Below are 26,098 nucleotides of genomic sequence, written 5' to 3' on the forward strand. Positions count from 1 at the left end.
ACAAGCCTGAACAGTATGACAAACATTACTGATTGTCATACCTTCCTAATTAAGGCAAATCTGCATAAATACGTTTGAGACCTAGGCTTGATGGTTTCGTCTGGATAAATATAGAGTTTTTTAAACCAATATTATCAATAGGAATTGAATCTACTGTATTTTGATGTTTTGCCAGTAGAGAAGCAATTCCTTTACTATACAAATCTTCAAACACCTTAGCATCATGCATTAACACATTATTTGTTGAAAAACCGAGGGCCATCTTCCGCCAACTCATTGTTTTCTTTTTGGCAAATACAGGTATTTTAAAGTTGTAAAGTACATTGCGGTGAAAGAGATTGTTTTTCGGCTGTGGGAGCTGATTGAAATAATTCACCAAGCCTGGATAATGCGTAGCATAGGTTGAATCTTGATAATGGACGGCATGAAGACGTTTTGCAAACAAACCGCTATCACGAGGCGTCAATCCTTTAAGCCAACTTGCCAGTCGGTTATCAATAAATACGGCATGCTTACGCCCCACGAAAAGATTATTGAAATAGATATTGTTTGAACCTCCACCAACAAGAACATTGCGTTGACCTGCATTGATAAAAACATTTGAATAAGCCGTTAAGCCACAAGCACCGTCATCGTGATAAATGGCAGCCGTTAAGTAATTATCAGGAATATTTTCAATTACATTGTAACGAACCACGATTCCTTGTTCGCTAGGGTCACGTCCGTAGTAGATGGCTCCTTGGTCGTTCACCTCCAGCACGACATCATGCAAATAATTATATTCGATTACATGGTTGTTTCCATGCATCAATATAGCCATGCTTGGCGTATTGAATATTTCACAATGCGCAATCACATTGCCGGAACCATTGACATGAATTGCCGCTCGATACGATTTTTCGATGCGATTGTTATCATGAAAAACGCAGTTTTCCACGCGATTATTGCCCGGTTCTAACGAGAGACGGTCGCCACCACCCATAGACACTCCTCCAGCCCCTAAATATCGAAAAATAGAAGAACGAATCACATTATGTTGACCACTCTTACGATCAAACAAGGTGTTGGTATACAAATGTTGCTGCAAACTTCCCACCACAGAAGGCATAGCTACATCCTTTTCTTCCTCTTTAAAATCTTCAAAAGGGCGTACCCCAAGCCCCATACTCACGCCTAGACCACCTAAATTTTGAAAAATACAATCTTCAATAGTGAAGTAGCTTGTTTCAGCACTGGTAATACCAATGCCGCGCGACTGCTCAAAGACAATCCCCTTGATGGTAAGCATAACAGCTTTTTGCACATTGAAAAAAGGAGTCTCCAGCAGCGATAACTCCAACTCCCGAATAGGTTCATGTTTTTTAAAGAACAAATCACCTGATTTATGATCCACAAAATATTCAAAGGCCGTATCCAGTTCTGCTTTGATATTTACACCATACCAACGTCTATATTTTTCTTTAGCGCCAAAACCATAAAGTGTAGCTCCTTTCGATTGAATTGTTTTTTCGGCTACGCGGATAGTGTCTATTGGAAGAAAATCATCGGCATAGCCCCACATAAAATAGCCTGCTATCCATGGATCTTGTTCATTCGCCCAAGCGTCAATACGCTTATCGCTATACTTAAAAATCCCCCCTTTATTGCTATAATCCTTATTTCTAGGGATTGATCCTTTATCGATAACCTTTTTAATAGGTAGCATACCTGTATTGGGGTACCGCGCCAGATGATACGCCTTTTTATTGACAAACAATTCGCCCCAGGCCGTACCATAAGGACGACCAAAGCCTAGACGACGGATATTTCCGTAATCAACGATACCTTGCTCTTTAAGATTCACCTGCTCAATACCATCGCTACTGGAAACTTTAGTAATGGCAATGGGCACGCTTCCGCTCAACACGACAGGCTCATTTTCGAAGGCAGAAATATGGAGGTAGCTATCACGCACATCGAGCGCTATCGTCTCTTTCATACGATACACGCCGCCACGTAATTTAATCTGTACCCATGTATTGGGCAACAGCTTTTCATGTAGCGTCCTAGCCAGTGAAACGGCCTTAGCGATACTTTGCACCGGTTGATCTATCGTTGCTGATGCTTGATCATTACCGGTGGGTGATACGTATAAAATCAGTGATTTATCGCTAGGCAAATCTTGTCCATAAAGTTGCATGCCGCATAGCCACAGCAGGGCAATAAGCTTTAGTTTCCTCAAAAGCCTGTTTACTCCTATCGGTGTCACTAGATTACAACTCATTTATAAAATCACGTAAAAGATTGTGATAATTAGTGAAATTCGTGAACGGTAGGGTTTCATACTTATCATACACATCATGGTACGCATCGATACCACCTAACGTATAGATGAAGAAACAAGGTACTCCTTTTTCATAAAAGGGAAAATGATCGCTTCTGTTCATCGGCCCACGCACCAATACTTGAGGCAAATAGCCTTCTCTTTTGTTTAAGGCTACCATACGTTCAAATTGATCTTTAAATATGGTTCCGTTAACCACCTGAATACCATCATCACCTGTACCTGCCATATCCAAATTCAATAAGAATTTAATTTTCTTCAAGTCAATTAGTGGATTTGCCGCGAAATAGGTAGAACCCAACAAGCCGATTTCCTCGCCAGAGAAAGCTAAAAATACCATATCGTAAACCGGAGGATGCTCACTGTAATACTTACATAAAGCCAAAAGCATGGCCGTTCCACTTGCATTATCATTGGCGCCAGGAAAGAAAACATCTTTACCTATACCACCAATATGGTCGTAGTGTGCAGTAATCACCACCGTCGAATCGGAGCTTCCTGTACCTTTAATAAAAGCACATACATTTTGTGTTTTATGAGGATTCACCAGCTTTGCTGTGACATTCACAGCAATGGTATTTGTTGTTCCCACAGGTAAAGCTGTGTTTTGTGTATACAAAACAGGCTTTTTATGTTGATAGGTTAAGGCACGCCATTTAAGCTTTTGCGTAGAGTTAATCAAAGTACCCGCTTGGTTACCATTATTTTTAAGATACTCTACAGCAGCTTTGTATTGATCGGCTGATAGTTTTTTAAGACTTTCCTGCTCATCTATATACAAAAAAGTATTATCTAATCCTGTTAAAGCATTCTTCAACACTGTTGTATCGCCTACCGGCAATGTAAACGCTTTAAGCGGAAAGTTTCCCACAACAGTAGGGCAAGCCGCATCGATTAGAAAATCGTAGCCTAATCGTTTTGATTCTCCGTTTATACTCAATTTGCTGGCCTTAGGAAAGGTGTTTGCCGAGAAATAGTAATCTTGGTAGTACTCCGTTGTTAAAGGACCTACTCCTAGTTTTTTGAACGATTTCACTAGGAACTTAGCCGCTTTTCCATCCCCATCAAAAACATAACCGCGTCCGTGGTACTTTTTAGAGGCTAATTCTTTAACAATAGTCCGTGCATAATCCTCCTGAGCAAACAGACGGAAAGAAATGAGCAATGCAATTAAAAGAAACTTTATTTTCATGTCTTATTATTATTCGATGATAGGTAATACAATGTGTGAACTATTCCGTTTATCGGTATAAATGCTGTGGTATTGTTTTTCAAAATCCGAGTCATTAGCCTCGTATATATTTACAAAACGCTGCGGATTGCGGTCCACCAGCGGGAACCAGCTGCTCTGAATTTGGATCATGATTTTATGTCCTTTTTTAAAAACATGCGCTGCATCCTGCATATCGAAAGATACCTTGGTTACCTCGCCCGGCGTTAACGCTTTGGGGTGACTAAAGCTTTCGCGATACTTACTCCGCATCACTTCGCCACGTACCATCAGCTGGTAATCGGACAGCTTACTTTTCGGGTCGTAGGGATATACATCAATCAGTTTAACGACAAAATCGGCATCCGTACCGGTGGAAGAAACATAGAGATTGGCGATTATGTTGCCTGCTATTTTAATATCTTGTGTTAAAACGTCAGACGTATACACCAATACATCGGGTCTTTTCGAGGTGAAGGTTTGGTCTTCAACCATGTACTTAAACCCACGTAAAACAGTCTTTTCGGCCGTATAAGGTACTGGCTTACTCGGGTCACTGAGGTAGGTATCTTTCGCTTCGCTATCTTGTGGATGGCTGAAGCTCAACTGATGCCCTGCTTGGAGAAATAATGATGTAGCCTTCACCTCTTTGGGAGGCCATTGTTCAAAGTCACTCCACTGGTTAGCGCCCGTAAAAAAGACCTTCACCTGAGGTAAGGGTGTAATTTCCTTTCCTTTAAGCTCTTTCACGAAGAAAGGCAATTCTATTTGTTCACGAAAAGTTACGGAAGTTTTCTGACCGAAATTTACAGCCCCTAAACTATCGCCATCTCCTCGTGTCCATGAGCCATGATACCAAGGGCCCATCACAAAGTGTAGCTTCTTGTTGGTCGTTTTGCTGAGCTGCTGATAGGTCTTTAATGGGCCATATAAATCCTCCTGATCAAACCAGCCACCAACAACCAGCACAGCTGGTTTGTAGTTTTTGATATGTTTTACGTAGTTGCGGGCTTCCCAATAATCATTATAATTCGGGTTATTCATCATCTCATTCCATAGCACGCTCTTCTCTTGTAGATATTGACTATTGAAGTTTTTCAAAGCACCGGTCTTTAAGTAAAAATCGTAGCTATCCGTGGTATTATAAGCACCAAATCCTCCCGGATGTTTGGTAGAGATAGAATCGCGCATTTTTCCGAAGGAGGACAGAAAGGAGAATGTCCCCATCAACATAAAGGCGCCGTTGTGGTGCCTGTCATCGCCCAAAAACCAATCGGTCACAGGCGCTTGCGGCGACACCGCCTTCAGGGCAGGGTGGCTATCCAAGAGCGACATCGATGCATAAAGCCCCGGAGAAGAAATTCCCCAGACGCCGACTTTTTTGTTGGACTTAATATTTTTGATTAGCCAATCGATGGTATCATAAGTATCGGTTGCCTCATCGGCGCCCTTTTGCTTACTCATACTATAAGGACGATTGGCAACAAAAGTTCCTTCGGACATATACTTTCCTCGCACATCTTGATAGACAAAAACGAACCCTTCTTTGGCAAAATCCATGTTTGGGCCTATGGGCACCTTGAGGTTTTGTACCCCATAAGGAGCCACACTGTAGGGTGTACGAATCATCATAATGGGATAATCATTGAGCTGATCTTTCGGTTTATAGATAACCGTAAACAGCTTAACGCCATCGCGCATCGGAATATAGCGTTCTTCTTTGGTATAATTGGCTGCAATAAAAGTAGAATCCTCCTTGCTTTGGGCAAAGGCCCAATTCGCAAGGAAGATCTGTGTTAAAAAGTAAACTAAAGCTATTTTTATCTTCATTTCTTAGTTGGCTTGGCTTGCATTACGAATTCTAATTGTCCACCATTCGTAATTTCATCGTGGGTAATATAGGTTCGGTCAAGCGTTTTTCCGTTGAGGATAACTTTGGCTACATATACATTTTTATCCCCTTGATTTTTAGCAACAATAGAAAAAGTCTTTCCATTTTCCAAGTTTATTTTTGCAGACTTCACTAAAGGGCTACCGAGATCATAATTTAAAGACCCTGGCGCAATCGGGTAAAAACCTAAAGCGCCAAAAATATACCAAGCACTCATCTGCCCACAATCGTCATTACCCCCTAGCCCATCAACCTTGGCCTGATACATCGTTTTTAAAATATGACGAACACGTTCTTGCGTTTCCCAAGGTGTATTTGTGTAATTGTAGAGGTAGACAACATGATGCGATGGTTCATTGCCATGCACATAGTTCCCAATAATTCCATCGCGCGTGATATCTTCGGTATCTTCAAAATACTTATCCGGCAGGTGCATCGTGAATAAAGAATCAAGATGTGCAGCAAACTTTTTCGGGCCGCCATAAATATTTACTAATGCTGTTGGATTGTGTGGTATAAACAAGCTATAGTTCCATGAATTACCTTCAATAAAACCCTGCCCATGCGTATCCAACGCATCGAAATCTCGTTTAAAGCTACCGTCAGATAAGCGCGGACGCATAAAACCAATCTCCTTATCGAAGACATTACGCCAATTTTCAGATCGCTTCATGTAGGTTTGATAGACATCCGGCTTCCCTAGCTTTTTTGCAAGCTGCGCAATACACCAATCGTCATAGGCATATTCCAAGGTGGAAGAAACAGAATGGTTATTCTTGTCGGCAGGGATATAGCCATGGTCAATGTATAAACCTATTCCTTCATAATCCCTTCGGTTGGACGTTGCGATACAAGCGGCCAAAGCATGGTTAGGATCCCCTTTATAGACACCTTTCAAAATGGCATCGGCCAGCACCGACACGCTGTGATACCCGCTCATACACCAGTTATCATTTGCGTAGTGCGACCAAATGGGCAGCATCTGCAATACACTTTGGTCGTAGTGTGCGAGCATGGAAGCTACCATATCCGCATTACGCTTTGGTTGAACGAGATTAAAATAAGGATGCAGGGCACGGTAAGTATCCCAAAGAGAAAAGGTCGTATAGTTTGTAAAGCCTTCAGCCTTATGAATCTCTTGATCTAATCCTTTATATTCACCATTGACATCCATATAGACCGTTGGCCCTAAGAAGGTATGATACATCGCTGTATAGAAATTTACTTTATCATCTTCTGTCAGCATGTCAACTTCAATTTTCGATAGTTCCTTATCCCAGCGTTGCTGCCCCGCAGACTTTACCGCATCAAAGTTCCAATGCGGAATTTCGGCACGTAAATTCGCTAAAGCATTTCGTTGGCTTACGGGCGAAATGGCCATCTTCACTTGTACCTGCTCTTGATCCTTGGTATCAAAATCAAAATGCAGCTTCATATTATGACCTGCTAGGTCGGCGAAGTTATGTTCTTGATCAAACTTACGCCAGAAGCCTCGGTATACTTGTTGCTTATCACTGGACTTTTTACCGTACGATTTAAAAGGCTTCGAAAAGGTCATCGCAAAATAAACCGTCCGCGTGCGTGCCCAGCCTTGGGTCTGGCGGTAGCCTGTTATCAAGGTATCATTAACGACGCGCACAAAAGTCCATACATTCTTACCTTCATAATTGTAGATACCCGCCGTCAAGTCTAAGATGATGTGCGCATCATCAGACTGGGGAAAGGTATAACGATGGAAACCCACACGTTCTGACGTGGTGAGTTCGGCATTGATATTATAGTCCTGTAGGCGAACCTGATAATAGTTGGCTTCCGCATGCTCTTCAGCATGGCTATACTTACTACGATAACCCGTTGCCGTATTGCTGGCAATCCCTGGATTTAGCTGAAGCTTACCTACGGTTGGCATCACTAAGAAATCACCCAAATCCGAATGCCCTGTTCCACTGAAATGGGTATGACTAAAGCCTACAATCGTTGGATCATCATATTGATAGCCGGCGCAATATTTATACACATCTTTATTGTAGGCACCGTTTTCCTCATAGGATAACGTATCGGTATCGGGACTTAATTGCACCGCACCAAAGGGTACCGTGGCCCCCGGAAAGGTATGTCCCATCTTGGCCGTCCCAATCAGCGGATTCACATACTGGTAAGGCTTATGCTGCGCTTGCGCTGACACGGCGATACCGAGGAGCATAAAAAATGAGGCTCGAAGCCAATATATAGCAAACTTCATTAGCGTTTAGATTGGGATGAATTATGCAGAATCAGTTGTTTCTTCTTCTTGCCAGGCTCATCAAACGTCGTTTTATTCAGGGTATATCCTTTAACATCATCAAAAACCAAAGCAGGACGATAATCGCCTTTTTTAGCAATAAACTTCACATTATCCAAGATTAATCCTTCGGCATGACGTACATATAAACCCCATGCAGGAAGCTCCTTAAACTGTGAAAACTCCGGATACGCATCGGCCATCTCTGGAATGGCATCAAGCTCCTTTGGAGTTACACCTCGAAAAGCATAATTCGGATTTGCATCGCCCGGATAATGAATCTCGATATTTTTAAGCGTTACGTTGCTAACAGGCTGCCCCACCAAACCAAGGATACTTGCAGGTGATATGTTACGTGGATTATCTTCAATAGGTCCTTCATAGGTATAGCCTACATCCGGTTTATCAGCCGTAATCTCGGCATACACATTTTGAATGGTAACATTTTTAATAGCGCCTTGACGTCCTTTATTCCAACGTGCGCCCACCCGTAGAAACAATGCATTTCCGGTGTTGTAGGCGTATAAACTATCGACCAATACATCTTCCACAATAGCACCATCAGGTGTGGCAATGGTGAAAGCAGAACGGAAGGTGTTGTACACTTTGTTATTGATAATCTTGATATTTTTATAGCCTCCGGCTGAAACAGTTCCGAATTTTATACCATTTGCACTGGAACGTGCTGTACAATTTCTGATTTCTATATTCTCACAGCGCTTCGTTGCATCATGCGATTTTAAACATATGGCATCATCGGCCGCATCGATATAGGAGTTTAGCAGCTTGAAGTTCTTACAGTCCACAATATCGATACCATCGTTATTCCAAAAAGCTTTACTATCTACGGTTATACCGTCTATTAATACATCTTCACACTGATCATAGGTCTGTACCCAATCGGCCGCATTTTTAACCGTTATACCTTCAATTTTCACGTTTTTACACGCACGGAAATAGATGGCTTTAGGTCTATGGTTACGTGGACGATCGTAGTTCATTGGATCTTCAATAAGTCCTTTATGCATCTGATCGAGCACATGGTAAGCCAATGCCTGTCCTTGTCCTTCAATCACACCTTTGCCTTCAATGCCAATATTTTCGACGCCATTCGCATAAATAAGTGCGCTATTGGGCGTTCCAAAATTATAATCGTAGATATTAGTAGATCCCAGAATAATAGCACCTTCCCCTAGAGAAATCGTCACATTAGGCTTCATCACAATTGTGCCCGTGAGGTAGCGACCGACGTAAAATTTTAAGGTTCCACCACCATTTTCACTGATGTAATCTACGGCACGCTGAATAGCGCCCGTGTTGAGCGTCGTACCGTTTGATCGTATACCAAACAACGATGCATTATAGTCCTTCGCGGACAAACCTAGTGTACAGATAAGCAAGCCTAGGAGTATAATCGGTTTTAATTTCATCATTTCTTTCTTTTTAGCTAGATAGATTTACCATCAGGTGTTATACATTTATCTATCGATTGAATTTGTGTTTTTGCATCTTTCGACAAGGCCTTTCCTGCAACATCAACATATAGCTGGCTCAATTTCACACCGACACAATTAGATAGAAAAATCCCTGCAAAGGCCTTGTTTTCTGTGGTTTTAATAAGCTGATTAGCTATTTCTACATTTTTACAATCCGTATATGTTTGCACATGGCCATCGGCCTTTTGAAAAATCAAACCATCTACTTTGATGTCAGTACAATTCTCAAAAGCTAGTAAACTAGGTGTGTAAATTGGGTTCGCTGCCTGCACATAGCCATTTGATGCTTGATGCTCTCGGTGGACAGCGACGATTTTATCCTGCCCTTGAATTACGCCTTTACCAATAATCTGTATGTTGGATTGGTCTTTTGCGTAGAGCAATGCTTTCTGCGTAGCACTGCCGATATAATCATAAATAGAGGGCGATGCCAGCAAAACTGCTCCCTCATGAAGTTCAATCGTAACATTAGATTTCAACTCGATACCGCCCGTTAAGTAGCGACCAACATAGAAGTGGAGGGTGCCTCCCCCCTTTTTCGCGATGTAGTTAATAGCATACTGAATAGACCCGGTATTATTGGTGTGCCCATCGGACACACAACCAAATAAAGAGGCATTATAATCGACCGCAAAGGATTGAAAAAAGCAAAGGACAACGAGTATAGAGGTATAAAATATTTTTTTCATGATTAGCGCTATTTAACTTGAACGTTCGTAGTGTTATGCTTAAAGATTTGTTCTTTCTTGCCTACATTTTTTTCTTCAAACTGTACCTTTTCAAATAAACCTCCGTTTAAATCGTCGGTAACAATTGCTGGGCGATAATCGGCTGCTTTAGCCACAAACTTCACATTCTTTAGGTTGATATTATTTGCATGACGAATGTAAAGCCCCCAAGCAGGCAGCTCTTTGAATTGTGAAAACTCGGGATAAGCCTCCGGCATTTCAGGAATAGCATCCAATTCTTTAGCGGTAAGTCCCACTTTAGCGTAAAAAGGATCTCCAGCTCCAGGGTATACCATCTCGATATTCTCCAAGGTTACGTTCTCTATTTTAGCCTTCGGCAAACCGATAATACTGGCAGGTGATATATTCCTAGGATTATCCTCAATCGGTCCTTCATAGCTGTAACCAGCATCAGGTTTAAGTAAAGGCACCTCAGCATATACATTTTTGATGGTTATATTTTTCATATATGGTACACGACCGTTACTCACGGGACGATCGCCTGTGCGTAAGAAAATAACATTCCCCGTATTGATGGAACGTACGCCATCAACCAAGATGTTCTCCACGAAACCACCATCTACCGCGGCAAACGTGATGGCGGAACGGTACGTATCAAACACGGTTAAATTCTTCACCACAAAATTTTTGAAGCCACCACGAGAGGCGGTACCAAACTTCAATGCACTAGCACTAGAGCGTGCTACACAATTTTCAACAAGCACATCTTGACATATTGCTTTCGGGTCGTGCGACTTAAAACAGATAGCATCATCGGCAGCGTCGAAGTATGAATTTTTAATAACCACACCTTTACAATCCACGACATCAATACCGTCATTATTCCAGTAGGACTTACTGTCGACTGTAATGCTATCCACATAGAGGTTCTCACATTGATCGTAGGTTTGGTTCCAACTTGCAGGATCTTTCAACGTGATACCGATAATTTTCACATTCTTACATTCACGGAAAATAATATTTTGCGGACGATTTACTTCTCGTGTACGGTCATACTTCAAATCATCCTCATAGATACCGCGATGGGTATAGTCTAAGAGATTTAAAGCCGTTGTGAATCCTCGCCCATTGATAGTACCTCGCCCTGTAACAGCAATATTTTCTTGCTTAATGGCAAAGATCATCGCTGTCCATTTCACATAGGTATCTTTCACATAATCAAACGGATTGTTGGAGCCCAATATAGATGCTCCTTGCTCCAGATGGAGCGTCACGTTGGATTTTAAATAAATGGTTCCCGTCACGTAGGCACCAGGCGTAAATACCAAGCGCCCTCCACCTTGACTATTTACATAATCAATGGCTGCTTGGATGGTTCTAGAGTTTAAAGTCTTTCCATCTCCCTGAATACCGAAGGCAGCAGCATCATAGTCTTTCGCTAAGATGGGCACCGTAAAACATAAAAAAACAAGGAGTAGTAAACTATTGATTTTCTTTATCATCAGATTTATCTTTGATAGTGGTTTATATTAAATTTCATAACGCTGAACAGGACCAACTAGCCCCATCGACTGTATTTCTTGCTCTCTTCCTTTTCGGTTAACCCAATGTTGCACAGCTTCATTGTCTGTCAATGTTTTTAGGTAATTGCCCATTGTCGTTACCACACGGATTTCCAGCTCATTTTCTCCGGAACGTGCCCCTTGTGATAAGTCGTAAAGTCGTCGCCCATACCATTTCACCCCCAGTTGCTTTCCATTGAGGTAAACATCACAGATTCCGAATACACGACCTAGATTTAGGATGTTATTTGACGTTTGGCTCAGGTTAATTTTCTTACGGTAGATGGCCGTTCCACAGAACGTGGATAAGGTTTCGCTATCTTTCAAGTCGATCAGCTTATCCATTTTTATGCGTTCTACTTTGTCGATTAAGCTATGACGCAGTTCCACCTCCCAATCAGCATCTAAAGCCGTTGTATTCTGACCCTCAGCAGGCAAAGGCACCCAGTTTGTAGCTTTCGTTTTGTCGCGATCGAACACAACTAACAAAGATTCTGTAGGGCCAAAATCAAAAGAACGACCGCCTTGTGCATCTAAAGTAAGGGCATATCGAGATCCTGTATCAAGGTCCCACACCCAAGCTTTTCTATTTTTCAAGATATTGCTGGGAAAGGTTATCCGCGTCTTATGCGTATCATAGCGATGTGCATTTTGGAAGAAAAAGAATTCGCTTTCATCATCGCGGATGTATCTATTCTGCATAAAGAAACGGTTCGGCACTTCCACCTCCACATAGCGTGGAAGTTGCTCTTCCTGCTGCAGTTGTGCATACCACTCTAAAAAGCGGTTATCTTTCGGCTTAGGGACAAGTAGAAAGCGCTTACCATAGCTCTTCAGCTCTTCCACCAATTGACGAACCGCTGCATCCTCACCATTAAAACCTTGCAGCCCTAGTCCTTTTTCAGGATATTTCTCAATACATATTACACGACCACCAGCCTTCACAAAGCGCTGTATCACTTGCAAGGCTTCCAGACTGATGCTGCTCACTTCGGGAAGAAATAGCACACCATAGCTACGCTTCCCGTAGCATAGCTTTCCATCTTTTACTGTGGCTCCTTTGATGATACTTTCACTAAGGTAGTCCGAAGAACCACCACATTTATTTATTGATTCCCACAAGATAGAGGTGTAAGGCACATTCAGTTTCTCTGGAAAAGGATCCGTTTGTACACCCGACTCAGCCCATAAATCATAATTAGCCGGTAAAATTGCCATGTCGGCGTATTGATCGGCATTTTGCAATTGCGACGACAAGCGTGCTTTATAGTTATTTAGATAGTTAAAATAGGGCCACCAATTATTTTTCTCATTGTAGTAGGAGCCATATTGAACCCAACCTGGGAAAGCAGCTTGCGGAGGTGAATAGTTAAAGCCATGCCATACCGAATGGGTAATCCCTGACATGATACTCTGGTCAGACCCTAGTTTCAATAACTCCAACGTTTCGTTAAACACCAAATAGGTATTTGTCATTTCCTCACAGCTCACCAAACGTTTTCCTGTCAGATGGGCTGCTGAGGACACATATTTATTAATCATCGTATAGCCTCGGCCACGGCGATAATCTTCGTCAGACATCTCCTCACCTAGTTTATGACGTAGGTAGTTCGTTGTCCACGACTCCCCTTCGGGAATATCATAACCCAAGCTTGTTTCCAAGGGAAAGAATCCACGACCATAGGCTTGCGCCCTCGATTTAACCTTTAGCTTTTTACACCAAGCCAGGTAGGTATCAGTAAAGCGCTCCTTAAATAAGGTCGCTTTCGTATATTCATAATCAAAACGTATTCTCTTCAGCTTTTCAGCAAACTCAACACCTTTGGCAGCACCATAGTTTTCATCCACTACAGCGCCCAATCGACCTACTTTGAATAAGATAAAAGGTAAGTAAGGCATTAAATCATAACCGCAACGTCGTTTGAACTCATCGAGAAAATCGGCACACCAATTGCAGCCCTCCAGCTCCATACTATCTGTAAATAATGCGCGAATGTAATTAGACAAAGGGCCGATACGATTTTGCATCGTGTCGGACATCCGGTTGAGGTAATTCTCTACAGCTTGCTTATCAAGGTGATTCAGGATGGAGCCCGAAGCTCCTGGTGCCCCATTAATCACGGTAGCAAAGGAGTCGAACTTCACCAAGGCATAGAGCACATGTTTACCTTCAGGGATATCCACCTTGATGGTACCTCCCTGCAAGGCGCTGCTTATATCTTTTGTATCCTGTAAATTCGTAATCGGGTCGACCGCTAAGCGTAAGGAGATAATTTCGGGCGATCTACGTGTATTTTTATCGGTAACGCCAGGGTCTACCGCAGCTGCGATACTGTAATGTGTGCTCTCATAGCTCATCGGGCCTTCCAACTTTTCAGCATAGACCAACACCACTTGTGCACGTTCGTCTTCACGCAAATCTTCCGACCCAAAAGGCCATCCCGAACCGACAATAAGGTCGCTTGTCATGTCCATATCTCGTGCACGATCGCATGTCTTTTTGACCAAGTCAATCCATTCATTACTCAACCAACGCACAGACTTCTTGCCCATATCAGCGGTACGCGAAGGGAAAGAAATCGGGTTTATCTCTACCCCGCCGACACCAACATCTTTTAAAAGCTTTAGCTCGCGCATAAGCTCCCCTTCTTCCACTTTATTACCATTCCACCACCAGCGTACAAACGGCCGGTATTTAGCCGCTGGATTTTTAAAGCTTTCATAATAGCCAAGCGGTGCGGCAGCATTTTTCGCAAACAGCTTATCTGCAAACATAAAGCTTCCGCCTAACAAGATACTTTGCCCTATAAATTCTCTACGTGATGTCATATAATTTGTTAATTTCTTGTTGTAAATAATTCTTCATCCACTTATTCTGTTCCCATTGAAAAGTATATTCCAAGGCTTTCGTTTCCAAGGTTAATCCATAGGGTGGCGGACCAAATTCAGTCGTCATCGTCACCTCCTTTTCCCCATTTTCTTCCATCAGCGTAAGCCATTTTCCCCAAAAAGCCCAATGTTTTTGCACGCCTTGCTCAAATTCAGGCCTGCGCACATCATACACCTGTGCACTCTGCGTGGAACCAACGCGCGCATGAATATGCTTTGTTTTGGGTAATATGGCCCATACTTCCGCTTCACGGTCTTCCAAATAGCTTTCTGAAACACAAAACCAATGAGAAAGATCAAGGGTGAAACTTATGTTTTCATACTGCTTCAAGATAGCGCTCACGCGATGCAAACCATAGCTCCACTTATTACGGTGCGTCTCTTGAAGGATGACTATCCCTTGTTCTTGCGCAATGCGATCACAAAGAGCAAGGCAGTGGATAATCTGTTCGTTTGTAAAATATTCTCTCCCTACTTGAGCCGAAATAAATCGCGGAGCATAGTAGACTTTTAGCGCGCACAAATCTGTTAATTGCCGTTCAAGAAGTATACAGTAAGCTTCAAAACTATCCCATTCTCCAACCACCGTCATCACGATGGTATACAATAATTCACGTTCTTTTAAGGCTAAAGCTTTAGCCTCCAGACTTAACGCATGGTCTACTTCCCCGTAGGGAAACCACTCTACGCCGCTATAGCCTTCGGCAGATACCTGATCCAAAAAGTCAGCCCAAGGAATATGTTCTGCCCCCCATCGGGGATATAAAAAACGAACAATCAACGCTTACTAAAGATTAATGGATTCTGCTGATCATCGTTCAACAAATCGCCGACCTGCAGACTATTGAAGTAATCTAACGGAAGGATATTACGTTGCCCATTGAACACATTACCATCCGGCATGTAGGCACAGGTAAAGGCTCTTCTATATCCGTTCGTCATATTCGGTCCTGCTCCATGTATGGTCAAACCATTATGGATGCTACAACTTCCAGCCTTAATCGGCGCTGCTACAGTACCCAACTTGGCAAGCTCAGGATAGAATGTAAAAATGCCATTCATATTCTTGCCAATACCCAGATTTTCAAAACCCGTTTCTTTATAAGAGCCTGGCACAAAGTAGAGACAGCCATTTTCTAAAGTGGCGTCATCAAGTGCCACCCAGATAGACAAGGCTTCCCGATCGGCAAACGACCAAAATGGCGTATCCAAATGCCACGCTGTCGGGTTTGCGTACGGTTTTTTAAACAAAGCTTGGTCATGCCAAATACGGATGCCATCGGCCCCCGATAAGCTACTCATCATCTCCCCGATACGACTATCCAACATTAAATCACGAACGCCCTCATCAGTTTGCCACAAGTTTAATAGCTGATCAAACACATTACCAAAATAATCGGCATCCTTATTAATCCCATCATCCTCACCTACTTTTGTTTCTTGCCCCGGCATCTTTTGCCCAGCACGTTTTTCAACGGCATTAAAGACCGTTGAACGCCAGTTTTCCAGCTCCTCTTTATTCAAGAAATCCTCAATAACTAGGTATCCATTTGTTCGATAAAAATCTATCTGTTGTTGATTTAGGTGGTAGTTCATAGGTTATATTTTGATGGTTATCATTTAGTTTATGGCGCATAAACAACGTAAGAAATAGGTAAATGTAGACGGGCTACACCTACCTATTCTAAACGCCAACTAAACAATATGAAACATTTTTAAACTAGTTTTGTACAGCTTTATCGTTGTACAAGATTTCATCAAGCGGGATCTGCAAGGTCATCTTCGCCACGGGATAGGTACTTTTATCCACATGATTTGTTGATGATGTACGATCTACAGCAATATTCCAGCGCTTGTTATTGAAAAACTCGCGACCGCCCTCTCCCCAAAGTTCAATACGCGTTTGCAGCTGTACCATTTGTAATGGAGTCAATCCAGCCATCGATGCATAGTTATCACAAGTTAATGCAGGTTGTCCTTGCTTCGTTCTTGCTGCCAAAAGAACGTTTAGCGTTTCTTTGGCCGTAGCCGGCTGTGTTCCTTGTGCCTGTGCTTCAGCCTTCATCAAAAGAACCTCTGAAGAACGCATGTAAAAGGCTGTCACCCGGCTGTTAACTTCTTTTTTATCGTTACTTCCGACCCCATGTGTAGCGGCAAACTTCAAGTTTGTATAGGCCGGAATTGTACGGATAATGTTGTTTGTCGGGTAGGTATAATTGCCCCAAGCTGTTTCTAAGAAAGCACTTCTACGGAAATCACGCGTATCAATTTTATCATACAAACGTTTATCGATACGTTCATAGCCCTCACCCAAGCCTCCATTACCTTCCGCAAAAGGGTTCATCCAGTAATTGTGTACCACGGCCGCTTGCCCTACTGGGTAGCCTAAGATAACTTCAGGATTTGCACTATTATCTAAGAAACCATTCTTTTCGGGTCTAATCTCTGGGATTTGTGGCGTACCCGTGTTGCGACCGCCATATACGGTCTCCGGCAATAATGTTGGATACTTAGCGAGGATATCATTGCTCTTCGCAATAACCGTTGCCCAGTCACCTGTTGCCAGAGCTACTTTAGCGATCAAGAAGTTGACCACACCCAAATCGAAATCAGCCAAATTTGTAGTATACCCAACACCAGCCTCGCTGAACAACTGGAAAGCCGTTGTTAAATCGTTCTTTATAAAATTGTAGGTCTCCACAGAACTAGCACGTGCTTTACCAGGTTGAATAGGATAATAAAAATCATATAATGGAACGCCCAATTTATCCTTCCCTCCTTGTAGGAAGGCATCTTGATAATTTTCCATTAAGTAGCTATAGGCATACGCACGTAGCGTCAATCCCCTAGCTTTATACTCTTTCAGTTTCACATTGCTACCTACGGTTTGGTCGTCCAAGAAATTAAGCATTTTGTTAGCCTGCGTAACGAGGTTCCAACCATAATTCCAGTGTGGCGCATTTTTATCCGATTCGGCAGATATAAAATCTAAAAAACGATATTCGTCACCCCCAAAAATGGTTAAGGCACGGTCACCAAATACGATATCATTAGCCTCGAGGTTTTTCATCACCCCTAGTCCCTGCGGGCTGCTATAGCGTGCATCAGAACCAGCAGACCCTGTTCCTCCGGAGTTCACCAATAAAGGCATGTTATTCGCCATACTTCCCAGAATCAAATCTATCGTTGCAGCGTCGCCTTTGGCAAGCAACTCGCGAATCTGTTCGTCGGTTAAACTATTGGGTGGCGCAACATCTAATTTATTACTACATGCACTAAATAAGGCACATGCGATGTATAATAGAACTATCTTTTTCATAACTTTCAAATTAAAAATCAAGGTTTAAACCAAATGTGAACGTCCGCATAGAAGGATACGAATAAGCTCCAACCTCAAATCCTCCTACCAATGACATTCTCGGGTCGATACCAGAGTGTGATGTCAACAAGAACAGGTTGTCGCCAGAAGCGAACACGCGCAATTTGCTCACCTTTGTTCTTTTCAATACCGATTCTGGAAGGGTGTATCCAAGTGTAATATTTTTAAGGTTTAAGTACGATGCATTGAATAAGGCCATATCAGAATACAACCAGCTACCAAACGTAGATCCGTTTCCATAGGTATTTCCATACATAGCCATTGGGAATTTAGCATCTGGATTTTCTGGTGTCCACGTGTTACCGATTAGCTCTTTGGAGTTTGCTTTTCCAGGGTTTTCACTGATGTATAAGTTATTTCCATACTCGGTGCTAAAGAATTTACCGCCCAATTGGTAAGCGAACATACCGTAGAAATCAAAATTCTTGTAACGAATAGTCGTTCCAAAACCACCAATCCACTTTGGTACAGCGCTGCCCATCTCATAGCGGCTAGCGATGGAGTAATCTGTTGTCGAGAAACTCTCTCCGACTTTGTAACCTGGATATTTTCCAGCATCAGCTTCTTTTTGCGTTACGCGGTGATCGAATAACGGTAAACCTGTCGATTGATCTACGCCAGCATATTTGAATAGGTAGAGGTTATAAAAATCTTTGCCAACACCTCTTAAGAATACCGTATTTGCAACGGCACCTGTTCCTGCGGCAGCCCATCCATCAACGCCTGAAGTCCAGTTACCGTCAAGCTCTGCCGACCCGACACCCGGAGGAACGCCCTTAAGAATCGTGCGATAGTGTGTACCATTGGTAGATAAAGTCCAGGTGAAGTTTTCATTTTTGATAACATCTACAGACAAGTCGATTTCAAAACCTGCATTGCTCAATTTTGCCGAGTTTGTTGCAATCGATGATTGCCCTTTAGAATATGGAATCGGCTGACTCCAAATCGCATTTGTTGTTAAACGGTTATAGTAATCAATGGAACCGCGTACGCGACCAAATAAACTAAAGTCAATACCAGCATCAAAAGTGTTGATATTTTCCCAAGTCAGCTGATCATTTACATAACCGTTTTGCGTTAAGTTGAACGAGGTAGGAATACCTGTTCCACCGGTCGTTTGTGCATAGTTTGCCGAGTATGACCATGTTTGGTAACCCGAATAGTTTGACACTCCGTTTTGATTACCAATGATACCATAGCTAGAGCGTACTTTTAAATCGTCTAACCAGCCGGAAGTACCCTTCATAAAATCTTCTTTCGAGATACGCCATCCCCCACCTACAGACCAGAATGTACCCCATCTATTTTCTTTCAATTTGAACTTAGAAGAGCCATCACGACGAACAGAAGCTTGCGCAAAATATTTATCATCATAATTATAGTTACCTCTAGCGAAATAACTTTCCATTCTTCTCACATCAATAGAACCGCCTGGATTGGCAAATGTACCGCCATCATAACGACCTACAAAATTGGCATAGCTTAGGAAGTTAGGGATCAACTCATAGGAGGAACGGTAATTTAAACCTTCCGCTTTAAAGTCGTCATATTCATAGCCCAAAAGTCCTTCGATAGTATGTTTACCAACGACTTTATTGTAGTTTAAAAGCTGTTGCGCATTCATGATGGTCACATTCATAAATGATTTCCCAAAAGCGCCTATCTTTTCTGCCTGTCCTGTTTGGCTATTCCAGTAACGTGTTCTGATCTCATTAAATTTATCATACGAGAAATTCGACGTAAAGGTTAAATCTTTGTATAACCTAATGCGTGCATAGGTACGTGTATTCAAGTCACCAGACTCCTTATTATCCACATCATTATCCAACATATACATTGGATCGGTGCTAGATAAAGCAGCTGATGTCAATCCAAGTGGCGAATAGGTATCTCCAGCACGCACATGCACTTTTGGCTTACCATTTTCTTGAATTACATTTCCATCTTTATCATGAGCATACATTTGAATTAACTGATTTTGTCCATTGATAAAGCGGAATACATTGGACACCGCACTACCTGGGTTACGACCGAAGCGTGTCGCTGGCGACTGGGTATTACGCACGCCATACATCACGTTGGTTCCTACTTTTAACCAATCAAAAACTTGTGCATTAATATTAGCACGACCATTATATCTTGAAAATTGAGATCCTTTAATATAGGATGGATCTTCTAGATAGCCTCCTGAGAAGAAATAATCAATTTTATCATTCCCTCCAGATATAGAAAGGTTATGCTCTTGACGGAAGCGGTTTTTCAACAAATAATCATCAAAACCACCCGAGAAAAGAAGCTTCGCATTTGGGTTCAATTTACCGTCAGGATTCACTAAATAGGCGCCCGACATGGTGCTACTTGAACTAACACCCGTACCTGTCTTGGTGTAAATAGCACCAGGCACATCATAAAGCATCCAGTTGCCAAGGTTGTTCATTTGAAAATTCGACGTCGAGCCTACATAATCAAATAAGTGCGCGCTAGCAAACTCCGCTGCCGCATCATGCGACATATTTGGGTTCTGCAAATTCGTTGTGTAGTTTTTGGAAACACCAGAACCAGCAACACCATAACGTGCGGAGTTATAAATCGTTTGCCAAGCATATTCATATATATCTTTTGGATCCGATATTTTATCAAACTGATAAGGGCCGACTTGATTCAAGCCCATCTTTGTCTCTAACGTTACGCGTGAGCGGCCTTTATTTCCCTTTTTGGTGGTCACCAAAACCACACCATTAGCACCACGTGAACCGTACATCGCTGTCGATGCGGCATCTTTCAAAATCGTTACCGACTCAATATCTTTGGCACTGACAGTTGCTAATGGATTGGCATTTTGTGCCGGTACACCATCGATAACCACTAAGGCATCGGAAGCACCTTGAGAAGCAGAACCTAGTCCGCGGATACGGATCCCCATATCAATACCAGGCTGTCCATCTACGGCCGATACCTGAATACCTGGAGCAGCACCTTCCAACGCTCTACTGACACTAGAATTTGACTGGGTACTCAAAATCTTACTATCAATCGTCGAAACGGCACCTATCAGATCCTTTTTCTTCGCCGTACCGTAGCCCACTACGACTACTTCATCTAGGTTGGTATTATCGGCCTGTAGCTCTACTTTTAAGTCGTTAGTCCCCGTAATAACAACTCTTCGTGATACAAACCCTACGTAAGTAAAAACTAATGAAGCATTGGTTTTAGCCAAGATTTCAAATTTACCATCCGTAGTTGTTGAGGTCGCTCTTTTGGTCGATGCATCCGTAATGGAAACACCACCAATGGCTTGTCCTGTTGCGGCATCGACAACGACGCCTTTGATGATCCGCTCGTTCTGCGCGAATGCATCATGTACATGTACTAAGGATAAGGTGCATATCAATAGCCATGTAAATAATTGTTTAGTACTGGTGATACTCATATTATTTTGGTTTAAAATTCGAATCGGTTGGTTATATTATCTAAGTTCCACATAAAAAAAACGAAACCTGTCCTGAGCCTACCTGCGCCCACCTGCGCTATCCTGCCTCCCTTAGGGGTGACGATAATAGCGTAGTTCTATTAAATCATGTGGAATATCTAGCGTATTCCAATGCGCATGAATGACTAATGCAGCTCCAATAGCTGTTGCCTGTGCCATAGACGCGGCATACACTTCGATATTCGGAAAACTATTGGCAAGAAGATTCATGTATATATCGTTCTTACTAAAGCCGCCATCGACGAAAATACGCCCTACGTGCTGCTTGCCCATCACAAGCTGCGTTGCTGCAACCTGACTAGCGACAAGATCCATCATCAAGGCATGATATGCTGCTGTTGCATCTGAAAAGTCTCCTAAGTTACGCTCTCCGAAAGCGGCTAAAGTGGCGCCATCAAAATGAAACTGTTGCCGTAAACGGTCTACAATCTCCCAGTCTACGCGCATATTGCGAAATAACGCTGTCGTCACCTCAAAATAGTCAGCAATACGTTTCACTTGTATTTCATGCTCCTGCCCCGCAAATAATCGCGATGCTTTCACAGGTGTACCCGAATAGGTGAGGTAAAACAAACAATCCTTACGTAGCTCTTCCTCCGTCAATGGAGTATCATTAAAAGGATTGAGAGAGATACACCATGTGCCTGTAGAAATCAGAATAAAAGGATCTTTAAAATTTAGGAGATACGGAATCAAGGCCGAGGAGCTATCGTGCAGACCGACACCGACTTTATAGGTTGCCCCCGGAAAAGCACCGGAGAACACCTGTTCTCCACTAACCAAAGGAGGCAACTTGTCCAGCATGCCTGCATCGCTTACCCAACGATGATAATCTTTGTGGACAAAATCCCATAAAGCCGTATGACAGCCTAAGCTTGTCATATCCGTATACAACTGTCCGGACACTAAAAAGCTGAGGTACTGAGGCAAATGAACGGCATATTTTACCTTGTCAAATAAGTCAGGTCGTTCCTGCTGTAAGCGATAAAGCTGTAAACCTAGGTTAAGGCTCCCTAGCCGTGGAGAGGCTGTGGTCAAGGCAAATGCTGCTGGGCCGTCATATTGAGCATATAGCTGCTCTTCCAAGGCGGAAGGATAGGCCTTCAAATAATTATATAGTGGCGTCAACGGACGCCCATGTTCATCTAGATAAACAACACTTGCGCCATAAGAGGCGAAATTTATAGCTTTTATATCGAACTCATCGCGACGAAAAACCTCATGCAAGGAATCAAAGACCGATAAACGAAGGCTCTCCAAGTTTTCACAAGGATCACCATCTTCATCTGTTGTTTCTAAAAACCGTGCCGAGCGCTCGAAGACAAGTTGGTAGCGCTCGTTAAACAAGAATAGTTTCTTATTCGTTTTACCTACATCGAAAATAGCAATGACCGGTATACGTTTTTTTTCCATGTTCACTACCTACAAACCTGTTGCGACGGATTCGTTACCGCGTTCCGCAATCAATTTTTCTCGAATAGCTAATGCCTCAAACAAGGCTACAGGTTGCAGCGCTCCCCCCTCACGAAGACGTGCTTCCGCCACAATTGCACGTACATCTGTACGAAAGGCATCTTGCAGAATTTCCTGCGCTTGTACCACATTATTTTCTTGTCTTGCGCGCTGCAAAGCCGAGCGGTCTACCAATAACGCTTGCGCATAGGCAATCATAATCGCCTCTACAGACTGCAACAAATCAACCAATGGATCTTTTAGGTTATGGGAAGCATCAATCATCCACCCCAGTCCTGTCGCATGATCCAGCCCACGGGCATCCATTCCGTCCACCAGTTCATTAAAAATTAAAAACAATTGATACGGTTTGATGCTACCCGCCGTCAAATCATCGTCCGCATATTTACTGTCATTGAAGTGGAAGCCACCCAACTTCTCTTCCATCAAGAGAATGGAAACAATCTGTTCAATATTCGCATTAGGATGATGATGGCCTAAATCGACCAAGGTATATGCCTTATCACCAAGTTTATTGGCAAGCAAGAGCGACTGCCCCCAGTCGGCAATCGTCGTCGAGTAAAAATTAGGCTCAAAAGCTTTGTACTCCACAAAAAGCTTCCAATCATCGGGCAGATGCGTATAAATTTCGCGTAGACTTTCCAATGTATTTTGAAAGGCTTCTCTAAAATTTAACTGACCTGGAAAAGAAGACCCATCGGCCAACCACACCGTCAGTGCTTTAGAACCTAAGGCAATACCATGCTTAATTACTTCGATATTATGATCTACCGCTTGCTTACGCACGCGTGGATCCACATGGTGCAAGGAGCCAAACTTGTAGCTATAGGTTTGGCCTTTTTGATCTTGAAACGTATTTGAATTCATCGCATCAAATACTAAACCATGGGAGGTGGCAAGCTCTTTAATTTTTTCTGGGTTTTCAGGCACATCCCAAGGGATGTGCAATGATATCGCCCCACTGGAACGGTTCAAGGCATGTAATAAGCCAACATCTTCAATCTTTTGCTCCAAGCTTCCGGGTTCCCCTTTTCCAGAAAAACGACCGAAGCGGGTGCCTCCAGTTCCTAATGCCCAACTGGGGATAGCGATTTGAAAAGCCCGCAGTTTGGTTACAATCGTCTCAACCTGTTCAATATCTGCTGACACATAAGCAAAAGCACGCTCATGTTTAGCTGAAAATTGTAGGTTGTGGTCTATAATTATTTGGTTGTCAATTTTCATCTTTCAAAGTAAAAATTATTTGAAATAAAAGCGAACAGCTAAACATGTTCCCTTATTTTTTAACATTCTAGCGTACAAACGCAACAGCAACGCCGCCATCCACATTTAAAACATTACCCGTCGACTTGTTTAAGTTTCCGCCAACAAAGGTGAAACATGCATTCGCAATATCTTCCGGTAGAATAACTTCGTTCAGGAGCGTACGCTTTGCGTAGAATGCGGGAAGCTCTTCGACTGTCACACCATATGCCTTCGCGCGACCTTCGGCCCATCCACCAGCCCAAATATTGCTATTGGAGATTACAGCATCGGGGTTCACCACGTTCACCCGTATTTTAGCTTCACCAAGCTCTACCGCGTTTAAGCGACTGAGGTGTAGCTGCGCTGCCTTAGCGCTGCCATATCCCGCATTATTAGGGCCACTAACAAGTGCGTTTTTACTAACAATGTTGATGATATCTCCACCAATAGCCTGCGCCTTCAACACGTTAGTAACAGCCTGCGTCACTAGGAATTGGCCTTTTACTAAGACATCATACAGCAGGTTCCAATCTTTTTGTGTATGATTTTCAATAGTTTTAGAGATGGATAAGCCGGCATTATTCACCACAATATCAACACCACCAAAAGCCAAAGCAGCTACATCTAGCGCCTCTTCTATTTGTTCTTGATTCGTCACATCCAAAACAGCCGTCTTCACCGCTTCTTTACCGAACAAGCCTACAAACTCAACTTCAGCTTCTGCAAGACGGTTGGCATCCAAATCGTTCAACAATAGGACTGCTCCTTCCTCTGCAAATTTCTTAGCTATAGCCTTTCCAATACCTCCGGCACTCCCCGTGACTAGGGCAATCTTCCCTGTTAAAGGCTTCGGTTTAGGCATCCGCTGTAGCTTCGCTTCCTCCAATAGCCAGTACTCAATATTAAAAGCCTCTTGATGTGGCAGCGCAATATATTCGCTAATCGCTTCTGCACCTTTCATCACATTAATAGCATTGGTATAAAACTCCGCCGACACCCTTGCCGTTTGTTTATCTTTCGCAAAAGCAAACAAACCAACGCCAGGATATAAGATAATGACAGGGTTACGGTCGCGAATGGCAGGACTATTAGGGTGCTTACAGCTCTCGTAATAGTCCGTATACATAGCTCTATAATCTTCAAACAAAGGTTCCAGTAGGCTTTTCACCAGCGCTACATCGCTCAAATCAGCATTTTTATCTAGCGTCAGCACCAGTGGTCTTATCTTGGTACGTAAGAAATGATCTGGACAACTCGTTCCCAGGGGGGCTAAACGATCTAAATCATGGGAGTTCACAAATTCCAAAACCTTATCATCATCAGTGAAGTGACCAATCATATGTCGCTCGCTCGAGCAAAACCCGCGTAAAATAGGTGCCAACTTAGCCGCCTGTGCTGCACGATCAGCGGGAGCTATACTTTCTACTTTTTGTCCAGCGAAAATAGGCCCTTTCTTACCATAGTTATCAGCTAAATAATTAGCACATATCTCAATAACATCCAACGAATTGACGTAGCTTTCATAGGCGGTATCGCCCCACGTGAACAAACCGTGCGAGCCTAGCATAATACCACGAATACCTGGATTTTCATCCAAACAAGCGCGCAATTGTAAACCTAAGTCAAACCCCGGCTTTTGCCAATCTACCCAGCCGATGGTTCCGTTAAATAGCTCACGCGTAATCTCTTTCCCATTCTTGGTCGCCGCAATCGCGATAGCTGCATCGGGATGCAGGTGGTCAATATGCTTAAAAGGAAGAAAGCCATGCAATGCCGTATCAATGGAAGGTGCTTTGGAGTTTAAATCAAAAATGCAGTGATTAAAAAGCTCTACCATCTCGTCTTCGTGGTCCAGCCCACGATACACACGTTCTAAATTCCGTAAACGTTCTAGATATAAGGCTGCTAAGCCCGATTTTTTAAGGGTTCCAATATCCCCTCCAGAGCCTTTAATCCACATCACCTCGACCTCTTCACCTGTCAAAGGATATTTTTCAATTACTTTACAGGAGGTATTCCCTCCTCCATAATTGGTAATTCTCAAATCAGCGCCTAATAGATTTGAACGATACAATAACAAAGCAACTTCATCACCTTCAAGCGATTTCGCCTTTTGTTCGTCCCACAAGTAGTTAACGTGTTTATATTCTTTCACAGTTCAAAAATTTAT

Annotated in this window: 15 protein-coding genes; all 15 read right to left on the bottom strand. The window is 42.8% G+C overall.

Features of this window, described 5'->3' with window-relative positions:
• Window positions 1-49: 49 nt before the first annotated feature.
• A complete protein-coding gene (locus tag WH223_RS02620; RefSeq protein ID WP_340045969.1) occupies window positions 50-2,221 on the bottom strand; it encodes a right-handed parallel beta-helix repeat-containing protein in 2,172 nt (723 codons plus the stop codon).
• A 31-nt stretch (window positions 2,222-2,252) separates the two neighbouring features.
• On the bottom strand, window positions 2,253-3,515 hold the full coding sequence (locus tag WH223_RS02625) for a M28 family metallopeptidase (RefSeq protein ID WP_340045970.1): 1,263 nt from the start codon (window positions 3,513-3,515) through the stop codon (window positions 2,253-2,255).
• A 9-nt stretch (window positions 3,516-3,524) separates the two neighbouring features.
• Window positions 3,525-5,363 carry a CocE/NonD family hydrolase gene (locus WH223_RS02630; RefSeq protein WP_340045971.1) on the bottom strand — a complete coding sequence of 613 codons (1,839 nt, stop codon included), beginning with the start codon at window positions 5,361-5,363 and terminating at the stop codon, window positions 3,525-3,527.
• Window positions 5,360-7,666, bottom strand: coding sequence for a GH92 family glycosyl hydrolase (locus WH223_RS02635; RefSeq protein ID WP_445265599.1), 2,307 nt, complete (start codon window positions 7,664-7,666; stop codon window positions 5,360-5,362). The genes WH223_RS02630 and WH223_RS02635 overlap by 4 nt, the downstream gene beginning before the upstream one ends.
• Window positions 7,666-9,138 (bottom strand): glycoside hydrolase family 28 protein, encoded by a 1,473-nt coding sequence (locus WH223_RS02640; protein ID WP_340045972.1) that lies wholly within the window; start codon window positions 9,136-9,138, stop codon window positions 7,666-7,668. The genes WH223_RS02635 and WH223_RS02640 overlap by 1 nt, the downstream gene beginning before the upstream one ends.
• A 14-nt stretch (window positions 9,139-9,152) precedes the next feature.
• The gene (locus tag WH223_RS02645; protein WP_340045973.1) at window positions 9,153-9,890 is read right to left on the bottom strand and encodes a glycosyl hydrolase family 28 protein; all 738 of its coding nucleotides are present in this window, start codon (window positions 9,888-9,890) and stop codon (window positions 9,153-9,155) included.
• Between the two features lie 8 nt (window positions 9,891-9,898).
• Entirely contained in the window at window positions 9,899-11,392 is a 1,494-nt protein-coding gene (locus tag WH223_RS02650; protein WP_340045974.1) for a glycoside hydrolase family 28 protein, read from the bottom strand.
• Window positions 11,393-11,419: 27 nt separating this feature from the next.
• Window positions 11,420-14,281, bottom strand: coding sequence for a glycosyl hydrolase (locus WH223_RS02655; protein ID WP_340045975.1), 2,862 nt, complete (start codon window positions 14,279-14,281; stop codon window positions 11,420-11,422).
• Window positions 14,268-15,122 (bottom strand): sugar phosphate isomerase/epimerase, encoded by an 855-nt coding sequence (locus WH223_RS02660; protein ID WP_340045976.1) that lies wholly within the window; start codon window positions 15,120-15,122, stop codon window positions 14,268-14,270. Before WH223_RS02660 ends, WH223_RS02655 begins: the two co-directional genes overlap by 14 nt.
• Window positions 15,119-15,937, bottom strand: a complete 819-nt coding sequence (locus tag WH223_RS02665; RefSeq protein WP_340045977.1) for a phytanoyl-CoA dioxygenase family protein — start codon at window positions 15,935-15,937, stop codon at window positions 15,119-15,121. The genes WH223_RS02660 and WH223_RS02665 overlap by 4 nt, the downstream gene beginning before the upstream one ends.
• 124 nt (window positions 15,938-16,061) lie before the next feature.
• Window positions 16,062-17,660 carry a RagB/SusD family nutrient uptake outer membrane protein gene (locus tag WH223_RS02670; RefSeq protein ID WP_340045978.1) on the bottom strand — a complete coding sequence of 533 codons (1,599 nt, stop codon included), beginning with the start codon at window positions 17,658-17,660 and terminating at the stop codon, window positions 16,062-16,064.
• A 10-nt stretch (window positions 17,661-17,670) separates the two neighbouring features.
• Complete coding sequence (locus tag WH223_RS02675) at window positions 17,671-21,150, bottom strand: SusC/RagA family TonB-linked outer membrane protein (protein ID WP_340045979.1); 3,480 nt, start codon at window positions 21,148-21,150, stop codon at window positions 17,671-17,673.
• A gap of 111 nt (window positions 21,151-21,261) precedes the next feature.
• Window positions 21,262-22,623 (bottom strand): FGGY-family carbohydrate kinase, encoded by a 1,362-nt coding sequence (locus tag WH223_RS02680; RefSeq protein WP_340045980.1) that lies wholly within the window; start codon window positions 22,621-22,623, stop codon window positions 21,262-21,264.
• Between the two features lie 9 nt (window positions 22,624-22,632).
• Window positions 22,633-23,907: a TIM barrel protein gene (locus tag WH223_RS02685; protein WP_340045981.1), complete on the bottom strand. Its 1,275-nt coding sequence runs from the start codon at window positions 23,905-23,907 to the stop codon at window positions 22,633-22,635.
• 67 nt (window positions 23,908-23,974) lie between these two features.
• A complete protein-coding gene (locus tag WH223_RS02690; protein WP_340045982.1) occupies window positions 23,975-26,083 on the bottom strand; it encodes a bifunctional aldolase/short-chain dehydrogenase in 2,109 nt (702 codons plus the stop codon).
• Window positions 26,084-26,098: the final 15 nt, after the last annotated feature.

It is taken from the genome of Sphingobacterium sp. MYb382 (genome assembly GCF_037572665.1).
Lineage (GTDB): Bacteria > Bacteroidota > Bacteroidia > Sphingobacteriales > Sphingobacteriaceae > Sphingobacterium.

Coding starts and splice junctions, on each gene's coding strand:
- WH223_RS02645 (WP_340045973.1), bottom strand. CDS start 9,890: ATGAAAAAAATATTTTATACCTCTATACTCGTTGTCCTTTGCTTTTTT.
- WH223_RS02630 (WP_340045971.1), bottom strand. CDS start 5,363: ATGAAGATAAAAATAGCTTTAGTTTACTTTTTAACACAGATCTTCCTT.
- WH223_RS02665 (WP_340045977.1), bottom strand. CDS start 15,937: ATGAACTACCACCTAAATCAACAACAGATAGATTTTTATCGAACAAAT.
- WH223_RS02655 (WP_340045975.1), bottom strand. CDS start 14,281: ATGACATCACGTAGAGAATTTATAGGGCAAAGTATCTTGTTAGGCGGA.
- WH223_RS02635 (WP_445265599.1), bottom strand. CDS start 7,666: ATGAAGTTTGCTATATATTGGCTTCGAGCCTCATTTTTTATGCTCCTC.
- WH223_RS02650 (WP_340045974.1), bottom strand. CDS start 11,392: ATGATAAAGAAAATCAATAGTTTACTACTCCTTGTTTTTTTATGTTTT.
- WH223_RS02685 (WP_340045981.1), bottom strand. CDS start 23,907: ATGAAAATTGACAACCAAATAATTATAGACCACAACCTACAATTTTCA.
- WH223_RS02675 (WP_340045979.1), bottom strand. CDS start 21,150: ATGAGTATCACCAGTACTAAACAATTATTTACATGGCTATTGATATGC.
- WH223_RS02640 (WP_340045972.1), bottom strand. CDS start 9,138: ATGATGAAATTAAAACCGATTATACTCCTAGGCTTGCTTATCTGTACA.
- WH223_RS02680 (WP_340045980.1), bottom strand. CDS start 22,623: ATGGAAAAAAAACGTATACCGGTCATTGCTATTTTCGATGTAGGTAAA.
- WH223_RS02670 (WP_340045978.1), bottom strand. CDS start 17,660: ATGAAAAAGATAGTTCTATTATACATCGCATGTGCCTTATTTAGTGCA.
- WH223_RS02625 (WP_340045970.1), bottom strand. CDS start 3,515: ATGAAAATAAAGTTTCTTTTAATTGCATTGCTCATTTCTTTCCGTCTG.